The following is a 9,900-nucleotide window of genomic DNA, read 5'->3' as shown; positions in this document are numbered from 1 at the left end:
ATGCCCGCGCTGTCGAAGAGCGCGCCGCGCGCTTTCAGCAGCTCGCGCTTGTCGTCGGCCGTGCGGGCGAGGTAGAGCGAATCGGGCGTGAGAAAGTCGGTGTAGGTCAGCCAGTAGGCCTCGGCCAGTGGGTCGTTCTTGAGCAACGGGTCGTGCAGTCCGCTCACGCCCAGGGCGCCGGGGAATGGTGCGGCGACCTCGCGGCGCGTGAAGCTGTCGCCCAACTTGCGCCACTGCTCCAGCTTGCCCGCGACGTTGTCGATGATGTTGAGCAGCACGTGGTCGTGCGTGCTGGTGTAGCCCGACAGCGAGCGCGTGGACGTCGGCGTGAACAGCGCACCGAGCTTGCGGTCGCCCTTGAGGTAGGCGGCGGCATTGGTGTGCAGCAGCGAGCCGCTGGAGAAGGTGGTGTCGCCCACCGTCAAGGCGCTGCGCAGATGCAGCAGCATGGTGTCACGCAGGAAGCTGGGCGATGCGTCGCTCGGGATGTCGAGCGGCACCAGCTTGTCGCCCTGCTGCAGGAAGACCTTGCTGTTGTAGAAGTCGAGCGCGCGCGTGAAGAGGGTGCGCTCGTAGCCGGGCGTCATGTCCACGCTCACGGCGACGGCCACGTCCTTGCTCTCGCCTTCGAAAACGGACACGGCCTCGCTGAGTGGCGTGCCGCGCTTCCAGCGCTTGATGATGCGGGCGTAGCCCGAGTCGGTCATGGAGCCGGGGCCGAAATCGGTGCCCACGTAGATCGTGTTCTCGTCGGCCCAGTCGATCTCGGTCTTGGCTTCGGGCAGGGTGAAGCCGTCCTTCACGAACTGCTTGGTGACCGTGTCGAACTCGCGCACGACCTTGGCATCGGCCCCGCCTCGCGAGAGCTGGAGCAGGCAGTGCCGGTAGCTCGGGCCCAGGCAGTTCGCGCCGCCCCAGACCCAGTTCTCGTTCTCGGCCTTGCCCAGCGCATCGAGGTCGAGCACGGTCTCCCACTTGGGCTCTGGCTTGCGGTATTCCGCCAGGCTGGTGCGCCGCCACAGGCCGCGCTTGTTGGTCTCGTCCTGCCAGAAGTTGTAGAGCCAGTCACCGCGGCGCGACACGTTGGGGATGCGGTCCTTGGCGTTCAGCACCTCGAGCATCTGCGCACGGATGGGTGCGAACTCGGGTCGGGCGGTCAGCTCCTTTTGCGACACCGCGTTGCGCTCGCGCACCCAGTCGAGGGCGCGTTCGCCTTGCACGTCTTCCAGCCAGAGAAAGGGATCGGGTTTGTCGGTGGAAGTGGGGGTGGAGGCGGGTGCAGCGGATTGGGACATGGCGTTCTGAGCGAGCAATAGGACAAGCGCGGTGGCAGCTGCACCGCGGCGCAGGATCAGGAGGTTCATGCCAGCAGGTCCTGGGTTTCAGGGTGGCGCTGCATGTAGGCGCGCGTGTAGGGGCACTGGGGGTCGACCTTCAGGCCCTTGGCGCGTGCGTGAGCGAGCGCTGCCGCGACCATCGACGAGGCGATGCCGCGGCCTTCGAGCGCAGGGTTCACCACGGTGTGGAGGATGCGCATCACCTTGCCTTCGAGCTCGTACTCGACCTTGTTCAGGTGGCCTTCGAGGTTGACCTCGAAGCGGTGTCGGGCGTCGTTGTGCTGGACGGAAAAGGAGCGGGCGGTGTCTGGCATGGTGTGATTCCTGGCCATGGGATGCCGCCGATTATTGGCTGATCGAAATGCCTCGCGGCAGCCGGGCTTTTGCGGGTGCCGATGTGAGCATTTTTCACGCGCTCAGGAAGGGTTCAACCGCTGCGGCGTGATCTCGATGCTGTGTGTCCCGTCGCCCACCCACACCGTGCCGTCTTGCACCGTCACCTGCAACTGCATGGTTCGTTGGGCGAGCCCGGCCAGGGCCTGGCTTTGCTCGGCCGGCACCTGCCACACCGCGATGTTGCTGGCGCGCGTGATCTTGGTGGCGATGCCGCTCCACCAGATCGGCGTGCTGTGGCTGAAGCTGTAGACGCTGACCGACTCGGCGCGCGGGCTGGCTTTCATCAGGCGCTTGTCATCGGGTTGGCCGATGTCGACCCATTGCAGGATCTGGCCCGTCAAGTCCTTCTGCCACAGGCTGGGCTCGTCGGTGTCCCACAGGTCCTTGGCGAACTCGAGCGCACCGTTGTGGTCGTCGGCCGGCGCATTGAGGGCGAAGGCCAGCAGGCGGATCATCATGCGCTCGTCGGTCTCCGACGGGTGGCGCGCAATGGTCACGCTGTGGTCGCCGTAGATGCTGCGGTCCATGTCGGCGAGCTGCAGCTGGGCTTTGTAGATGGTGGCTTTGAGCGCCATGGGAGTCTTGCGTCGAGAGAGGGACGGGCATTAGACCACCCGTGGCGGCGACAATGCGCCGATCCAGAGATCCACCGCGAGGCAATTCCAATGAGCATGAAGAAGTTCGACCTGGCCAAGCAGCTGGGCCTCAAGGTCACAGGGCAGATGAGGGCAGCCGGCATCCCCAACCGCTTTGCGCAGGGTGCAGGCGAGGTGCTCGACAAGCGCGAGCGCCGCTTGCGCGACGCAGCTGCCGGCCTGGTGCCGTTTGCCTGCAAGCTGCCTGGCGAGTTGGTCAAGCGCTTGCACGAACGCGCCGCGCAGCACGAAGGCGGCATCAACGGCTTGATGGCGGAGTTGCTGTCATCGGCCATCGCCGAGGACAAGCCCACCAAGCCGGCGGCGAAGAAGAAGGCGCCTGTGGTCAAGGACGCCGCAGTGCCTGAAGAGGCCGCGGCCAAGAAGGCCTCGGCCAAGAAAGCTGTCAGCCGTAAACCGTGACAACCTGGTAGCCGATGGCGGCCAGTTCACCATCGGGCGACCACAGCCGCGTGGCCTGGTTCGAGTAGCCCCCCGCGGCGGCCAGCACGTCGGTGTCGACGCGCCACCAGCCTTCACTGGAAGGCGGCAGTGGCCGCAGCTCCAGCTCCCACGAGACCGAGCTCGCCGGCGTCGGCTTGGTGAACTGCGAGAGCAAAGGCGTGGGCGGTACGTCGGCCAGCAGCACGGTCAGCAGTTCGGTGTCGATGCCGCTGGCGGGTTCGCCCTGGATCTTCAAATGGATGCGGCTGAGCGTGCTCACCTTGCCCGTGAAGGGTGCGGCCCCCTCGGCGAAGCGCATGTCCATGTGCTGCGTGAAGTTGGGGGCGATGCCGGGCGGCAGCTCGCGCGGTGGTGTCTGCTCGGGCTCGGTGGCCACCGGCGGCTTCTTGGGCGACATCGGCTGCACCACGCTCTGGCGGTCGGAGCCGAACACGCCCAACAGCAGCGCGGCGGTCTGGCCGGCCTGCTGCACCAAGGCTTGCACCTGGCGCACGTTCTTGCCTTCGCGCAGCAGCGTCACCGCCACGTCGACCGGGCCTTGCGCCACCGGGCCGATGAAGCTGGTTTGCAGCGCGCGCAGGTGCACGTCGGCGGCCCAGTTCGCCCCGGCCACGTCGCGCATGGCCTGCACGGCGATCACCGAGATCAGCCCGCCGAAGGAGGTGCGGCCTTGCAGCCAGTCTTCCGGAACGTTGAATCCGACACGGTTTTCATGGCGGCTGCGGGCCGCGAGCAGCGTGGACAAAGGGGTGAAGGTGGGCATGGGTGGCGGAGGATGGGGGACACTCGGGATTATCGAAAATGCGCCCGCCCCACGCTGGCGCCAGGGCGACAGCGGCCGAGGTGGCAGTCTGCCGCCCGCTTTCTTTTCAAGCACTGAGTTTTCAAGGACAGACACATGAGGTTTGCGTATTCCCTGGCCGGCCTGGCGCTGGTTGTTTCGGCTTCCTCCCATGCCGCGCCGCCGCGCGAGGGCACGCTGGGCAGCGGCAAGGCCGGTGGGCCGGTGATGAGCATGTCGCAGCTGCGTGCCTGCCTGGCCCAGCAGAGCCGCATCGCAGGTCAGAGCGACGAGATGGTCAAGGCGCAACAGCAGCTCACCGCCGATCGCACCGAACTCGAACGCAACGGCATGGCGCTCAAGGACGAACTGGCGGCGCTCGACCGCACCAACAAGGAACTGGTCGAGGCCTACGTCGCCAAGGCCCAGGCCCACGACAAGTCGATCGACGACTTCGAGGCGCGCGTGCCGGCCTTCAACGCCAAGGTCGAGGCCTTGCAGGCCGAGCGTGCGGGCTACGCCAAAGCGTGCGAAGGCAGGCGCTATCTGGAAGACGACTACAAGGACATCAAGGCCGGCAAGTAGGGCGCGCGTTGGGAGGCGGCCCCTAGAATCGGCGCGTCTCCAACCCGAGAACGCACCATGACCCTTGCCACGAGCAACCCCCTGGTGCAGCCCTGGAACACCCCGCACGGGCTGCCTCCCTTCGCCGACGTTCGCGCCGAGCACTTCAGGCCGGCTTTCGACACGGCGCTCACGCAGCACCTGTCCGAGATCGAGTCAATCGCGGCTTGCGCCGAAGCCCCCAGCTTCGAGAACACCGTGGCCGCGCTGGACCGCAGCGGCCGGCTGCTGTCGCGCATCGAGGCGCTGTTCCACAACCTTGCATCGAGCGAAACCTCGCCCAGCCTGCAGGCCGTGGAGCGCGAGATGGCGGCGCCGCTGGCGGCGCACAACAGCGCCATCTACATGAACGCGCGCCTGTTCCGGCGCATTGACGCACTGCACGCGCAGCGCGCCACGCTGGGCCTGTCGCCCGAGCAGCTGAGGCTGCTGGAGCGCTTTCACATCGACTTCGTGCGTGCCGGCGCCAAGCTGGGCGAGGCCGAGCAGAAGCGCTATGCGCAGATCATGCAGCGCCTGGCCGAGCTGACCACGCGCTTCAGCCAGAACGTGCTGGCCGACGAAGCCGGCTACCGCCTGGTGCTGCGCGACGAGCGCGATCTGGCGGGCTTGCCCGACTTCGTGCGCGCCGCGGCACGCCAGGCGGCCGTGGACCGCGGCGTGGCCGAAGGCTGCGTGATCACCTTGTCGCGCTCGCACATCGTGCCCTTCCTCACCTTCTCGGAGCGCCGCGACCTGCGCGAGCAAGCCTGGCGTGCCTGGGTCTCGCGCGGTGAGCACGAAGGCGAGCACGACAACCGCCCGGTGGCTCGCGAGATCCTGACCTTGCGCCGCGAGCAGGCACGCCTGCACGGCTACGCAAGCTACGCCGACTACGCACTCACCGACACCATGGCCGGCACGCAGGCGGCCGTCGATGGCCTGTTGCAGCAGGTCTGGGCACCGGCTCTGGCGCGCGCCGGGCAGGAGCTCGAAGCCTTGCAGGCGCTCGCCCTGTCGCGTGGCGAATCGCTGCAGATCGAGGCCTGGGACTGGCGCTACTACGCCGAGAAGGTGCGCCAGGCGCGCTACGACCTGGACGAAGCCGCCGTCAAACCCTATTTCCCGCTCGAGCGCATGGTCGAGGCGGTGTTCGACTGCGCCCAGCGCCTCTTCGGCGTGCGCTTCGTGGCGCGTGCCGACCTGCCCGCCTACCACCCCGACGTGAAGACCTACGAGGTGCGCCGCGTGGCCGACGACAGTCTCGTGGGCATCTTCCTGCACGACAACTTCGCGCGCCCCACCAAGCGCAGCGGGGCGTGGATGTCGCTCTACCGCAGCCAGTCGCGCAACCTGTCGGTCGCTGGTGAGGCGGTGCTGCCCATCGTGGTCAACAACAACAACTTCGCCAAGGGCGCGCCGGGCGAGCCCACGCTGCTGAGCTTCGACGACGCGCGCACCCTGTTCCACGAGTTCGGCCACGGCCTGCACGGTTTGCTCTCCAACGTGACCTACGAGCGGCTCTCGGGCACCAACGTGCTGCGCGATTTCGTCGAACTGCCCTCGCAGCTTTTCGAGCACTGGCTGGCCGAGCGCGAGGTGCTCAAGAAGCACGCGCGCCACCACCTCACCGGCGAGCCCATCCCCGACGAGCTGATCGAGCGCCTGGAGGCTGCCAACCGCTTCAACCAAGGCTACGAGACGGTGCGCTATGTGGCGTCGGCCCGCGTCGACATGGCGGCGCATGCGCTCACCGCCACCGAAGGGCCGGACATCACTGCCTTCGAGCGCGAAGAGACGCAGCGCATGGGCTTGCCCGCGGCCGTGGGCATGAACCACCGGCTGGCGCACTTCCAGCACCTGTTTGCCGGCTCCGGCTACGCGGCGGGTTACTACGTCTACCTGTGGGCCGAGGTGCTCGACGCCGACGGGTATGACGCCTTCACCGAAGCCGGCAATCCCTTCGACGCTTCGGTGGCCCAGCGCCTGCAGCAGTTCATCTATTCCAGCGGCAACAGCCGCGAGCCGCGCGAGGCCTACCGCGCCTTCCGCGGCCGCGACCCGGCGGTGCAGCCCATGCTGCGCGAGCGGGGCTTGCTGGAGGTCTAGCGTGTCCTCCCGTTTGAGGATGTAGTCCGCCCGCGAAAGGCGCTCACTACGCACTGGGAGAGCGCCTTCAGAGAAGCGCGCTCAATTGAAGTGCGCAGCTCCCGACCCGTCGCACCGGCGACACCCGGGAGTGCGTCATGGACAAAGAAGCGAAATCGGCAGGCTCCACCCTGTCGGGCAACAGCGTACTGGCCGTGCTGCTGCTCGCGGCCGGCGCCTTCGTGTTGCACGAAGCGCCCTTGCAGGGCACGCGGCCGGCGGCCAACGAGCCGAGGGTGGAGCAGCGCTTCGCCGAGCAGGACATCGACGCGCGCCTGTGGCAAGACCCGTTCGGTGCCGTCGAGCGCGGGCGCGAGGAAGTGGCGAAGAAGCTGCCTCCAGGCACGCAACCCACGGAAGCCGAGCGCCGTGACCCGGCCCGCCTGGTGGCCACGATCGAGGAGAAGTTCAAGGACGGCGTGACCGAGGTCGACGTGCTGGCCGTGATGGTGCCCGGCGGCCCCTACGCCGAACAGGTCGAATCCCGGCGGCGCACGCGCTATGCCGTGCTCGCTGGCCTGAACGCCAGCCACCACGCACCGATCGACACCGAGCATGTCGGCTACTTTCTGCCCAGGAACAACGCCAAGTTGCCGCGCGACCTGCCGTTCGCGGTGCCCTTCGAATGGTTCGAGCCGGCCTCCACACCAATCGACCCCGCCTGCCGGCAGGCGCACAAGCCGACGGCCGCCGCACGGGGCCCGGTGAAGGCGCCGGCCTGCCAGCTGCGCCACGTGCTGGTGCTGTGGCTGGACAACGGGGCCTTCAACCGGCAGCCGTTCGATCGGGTGGCCAGGCTGTTCGCCCAGTTGCAACCCAGGGGCGCCGGCGCGCCGGTACTGCGCTGGCGCGTGCTCGGCCCATCCGATTCGGGCGGGCTGCGCGCGATGGTCGAGGAAAGCAGCACCGCCAACTTCGATGCAGGCTTCTTCAGGGATTGCGACGTCCGCTTCTATTCGCCGTCGGCGACGGTGCCCGATGCGATCCTGCTCGAACGCGTGAGCGCCGCTCAAGCGCCGAGCCCCGGTGCGAAGCCCCGGCCCCGCCGCCATTGCCTCAACCAGCCTGTGCCCGCCACCGCGGACGTTCAGCGCGACGGCCCGCACACCCTGGCCCACTACTTCGGCACCCGCGGCATCTCGCTGGTGCGCACCATCAACGACGATCAGAAGCTTGCTGCCAGCCTGATCGATGAGCTTCAGCTGCGCCTGCTGCCCGGCAAGCCCGACGTGGAGGAGCTGACCTGCCCCAAGTCGGGCGTGGGCTCGCTGCCCTACATCGCGGTCGTGACCGAGCTCGACACGCTCTACGGCCGCAGCCTGCGCCGCCAGTTCCAGTACGACCTGCAGAGGAAGGCCGGCTTCTGCGTCGACCGCTTCCAGTACGTGCGCGGGATCGACGGGCAACTGCCGGAGCGCGCCAGCGCCAACGCAGCTTCACCGGACAAGGACACACCGAAGCCGAAGACCGACCCCAAGGACAAGGACGGCAGCCTCATCGAGCGCGCCGAAGGCCAGAGCCAGTTCGACTACCTTCGGCGCCTGGCCGCGCGCCTGCGCGAGCGGGACGACGAGTTGCGCGCGGCCAGCAGCGGCCGCACCGGCATCCGCGCGATCGGCGTGCTCGGCAACGACCTGCACGACAAGCTGCTGGTGCTGCAGGCCTTGAAGCCGGACTTCCCCGATGCGGTGTTCTTCACCACCGACCTCGACGTGCGATTCCTGCACCCACGCGAGCAGGGCTGGACGCGCAACCTCGTCGTCGCATCGAGCTTCGGCCTGCGCCTGACCGACCGCCTGCAATCGGGCGCGCCGCCGTTCCGCGACAGCTACCAGACCTCGGCCTTCTTCGCCACCAGCCTGGCCATGGCGGAGATCAACAACAGCCCGCCCTTCCTCTGGAGCCAGGCGCAGGTGACGCGGCGCTTGCAGGCGCCACGCGTCTTCGAGATCGGCCGCACTGCCGCGTTCGCATTCAGCCCGGCGCGCTCCGCGTCGGCACCAGGCGACGACGCGGCCTGCGAGCGTGACGACGCTGCCTGTGCCGCCAGAAGCGCGCCGTCCGCGCCCTCGCTGGCCGGCATGGCGTGGCTGCCGGCCGCCATGGCGGCGCAGGACGGATCGCCCGCACCGTCGCCCAGCTGCGGCAACAAGAGCTTCGACGCCTGCGTCGATATCCACCCGCCACCCTCGCGCGCCTACCCCGAGATCAACACCGTGGCGCTGACGATGATCTGCAGCACGCTGCTCCTGCTGCTGTGGGCGCCGGCGCTGGCATTGAGCCGCCCGATGCGGCGGCAGCTGCGGCGCTACCTGGCGGCAGGCATGGGCTGGAACCGACACGCGGCAATCGCGGCTGGGCTGCTGCTGCTCCAGGTGGGTGTGCCGCTGCTGATGGCGGATGCCTGGCCCGTGTTCGCACGCTGGCTGACGGAGCGCGGCAAGCCGATCAGCTTCACCGAGGGCATCAGCATCTGGCCGACCGAGGCCATCCGCCTGCTGACGCTCCTGTTGTGCATCTACCTGCTGTTCCGAGGCTGGACGGCCTTGCAGCGCAACCTGGACGACATCAGCCTCAAGCTGCGGATCGGCAAGACCCGCCGGCAGCTCGTGGCCGAGCAGGACCGGCAGGACGCGGGCCAGCCCTGGTGCCGGCGCATCAACAACATGTTCTCGAATGGCAGCGCCGACCCGCCACCGCCCGACGCGACCACCGACCCGCGCATGACACCAGGCACCATGGCCTTCTGGAAGCGCTACATCGTGCAAAGCCGCACCTCGTCGCGCTTCATGCGCAGCCTGGCCTGCGTGTTCGTGATGACGCTCCTCGGCGTGGCCTTGTACGCCGCGCTCGACGAATCGCCCGGCGTACCGGTGCGCGGCGGCATCTCCAACCGCATCCACGACGGGCTGGCGTTCGCGCTGTTCCTGGCGATGAACTTCCTGATCTTCTGCGTGGCCGACGCGACGCTGCTGTGCGTGCGCCTGGTGCGCGAGCTGCGCTGGCGCAACACCAACTGGCCGGAGCGCTCGCTGAACTGGTTCCAGTCGCGCCTGGGCCCGTTGCCGGCCGCATTGGTCGACCACTGGATCGACCTGCAGTTCATCGCACGCCGCACGCAGTGCGTCACCGGGCTCGTGTACTACCCGTTCATCGTGCTGTCGCTGCTGCTGGTGTCGCGCAGCGCGGTGTTCGACAACTGGCGCATGCCCCTGGCCCTGCCGCTGATGTCGATGCTCAGCATCGGCGTGGTGCTGGTCTGCATCGTGGCGCTGCGCCTGGCGGCAGAGAACTCGCGCGCCCATGCGCTGACCGATGTGAAGGAAGCCCTGCTGCGTGCCCAGGCGCGCGGTGCGCTCGGCGAGCCGGCGCCCGAGCAGCTCAAGCTGTTGCAGGGCCACATCGAGGGCCTGCGCGACGGCGCCTTCGCGCCCTTCGCCCAGCAGCCCTTGTTGAAGGCCCTGGTGATGCCCTTCGCCACCTGGGGCGGAACGACCTTGCTCGACTACATGGCCATGGCGAGCATCTGACCGAG

The 9,900-nt window shown here is 68.2% G+C and carries 8 protein-coding genes; 4 read left to right on the top strand and 4 right to left on the bottom strand.

All coding sequences use genetic code 11. The annotated features are described in order from the left end of the window. From VFL64_RS08155 to VFL64_RS08145, 3 genes are all read right to left on the bottom strand, one after another. Nucleotides 1–1,364 (bottom strand): prolyl oligopeptidase family protein (locus tag VFL64_RS08155; protein WP_489539878.1); only part of this gene is annotated, 1,364 nt, incomplete at its 3' end. Beyond that, nucleotides 1,361–1,651, bottom strand: a complete 291-nt coding sequence (locus VFL64_RS08150; RefSeq protein ID WP_489539877.1) for a GNAT family N-acetyltransferase — start codon at nucleotides 1,649–1,651, stop codon at nucleotides 1,361–1,363. The genes VFL64_RS08155 and VFL64_RS08150, both read right to left, overlap by 4 nt. Nucleotides 1,652–1,753: 102 nt before the next feature. Beyond that, the gene (locus VFL64_RS08145) at nucleotides 1,754–2,308 is read right to left on the bottom strand and encodes a YaeQ family protein (RefSeq protein ID WP_489539876.1); all 555 of its coding nucleotides are present in this window, start codon (nucleotides 2,306–2,308) and stop codon (nucleotides 1,754–1,756) included. A 90-nt stretch (nucleotides 2,309–2,398) separates the two neighbouring features. On the opposite strand from VFL64_RS08145, the gene VFL64_RS08140 reads away from it, so the two are divergent. After that, entirely contained in the window at nucleotides 2,399–2,791 is a 393-nt protein-coding gene (locus VFL64_RS08140; RefSeq protein WP_489539875.1) for a hypothetical protein, read from the top strand. On the opposite strand, the gene VFL64_RS08135 is transcribed toward VFL64_RS08140, so the two are convergent. Then, entirely contained in the window at nucleotides 2,775–3,596 is an 822-nt protein-coding gene (locus tag VFL64_RS08135) for an acyl-CoA thioesterase (protein ID WP_489539874.1), read from the bottom strand. The two genes, VFL64_RS08140 and VFL64_RS08135, sit on opposite strands and share 17 nt — an antisense overlap. A gap of 135 nt (nucleotides 3,597–3,731) precedes the next feature. On the opposite strand from VFL64_RS08135, the gene VFL64_RS08130 reads away from it, so the two are divergent. The 3 genes from VFL64_RS08130 (at nucleotide 3,732) to VFL64_RS08120 (ending at nucleotide 9,895) form a co-directional block, all read left to right on the top strand. Next, nucleotides 3,732–4,199, top strand: a complete 468-nt coding sequence (locus VFL64_RS08130; protein WP_489539873.1) for a hypothetical protein — start codon at nucleotides 3,732–3,734, stop codon at nucleotides 4,197–4,199. Nucleotides 4,200–4,256: 57 nt separating this feature from the next. Then, a complete protein-coding gene (locus tag VFL64_RS08125) occupies nucleotides 4,257–6,326 on the top strand; it encodes a M3 family metallopeptidase (RefSeq protein WP_489539872.1) in 2,070 nt (689 codons plus the stop codon). 137 nt (nucleotides 6,327–6,463) lie between these two features. Then, complete coding sequence (locus VFL64_RS08120) at nucleotides 6,464–9,895, top strand: hypothetical protein (RefSeq protein ID WP_489539871.1); 3,432 nt, start codon at nucleotides 6,464–6,466, stop codon at nucleotides 9,893–9,895. Nucleotides 9,896–9,900: the final 5 nt, after the last annotated feature.

Origin of the sequence: Rhizobacter sp. (assembly GCF_035702065.1) — a bacterium.
Lineage (GTDB): Bacteria > Pseudomonadota > Gammaproteobacteria > Burkholderiales > Burkholderiaceae_C > Rhizobacter.
The sequence above is the reverse complement of the archived record's forward strand: the minus strand, read 5'-3'. Positions and strand labels throughout refer to the sequence as shown.

Coding starts and splice junctions, on each gene's coding strand:
- VFL64_RS08150 (WP_489539877.1), bottom strand. CDS start 1,651: ATGCCAGACACCGCCCGCTCCTTTTCCGTCCAGCACAACGACGCCCGA.
- VFL64_RS08145 (WP_489539876.1), bottom strand. CDS start 2,308: ATGGCGCTCAAAGCCACCATCTACAAAGCCCAGCTGCAGCTCGCCGAC.
- VFL64_RS08140 (WP_489539875.1), top strand. CDS start 2,399: ATGAGCATGAAGAAGTTCGACCTGGCCAAGCAGCTGGGCCTCAAGGTC.
- VFL64_RS08135 (WP_489539874.1), bottom strand. CDS start 3,596: ATGCCCACCTTCACCCCTTTGTCCACGCTGCTCGCGGCCCGCAGCCGC.
- VFL64_RS08130 (WP_489539873.1), top strand. CDS start 3,732: ATGAGGTTTGCGTATTCCCTGGCCGGCCTGGCGCTGGTTGTTTCGGCT.
- VFL64_RS08125 (WP_489539872.1), top strand. CDS start 4,257: ATGACCCTTGCCACGAGCAACCCCCTGGTGCAGCCCTGGAACACCCCG.
- VFL64_RS08120 (WP_489539871.1), top strand. CDS start 6,464: ATGGACAAAGAAGCGAAATCGGCAGGCTCCACCCTGTCGGGCAACAGC.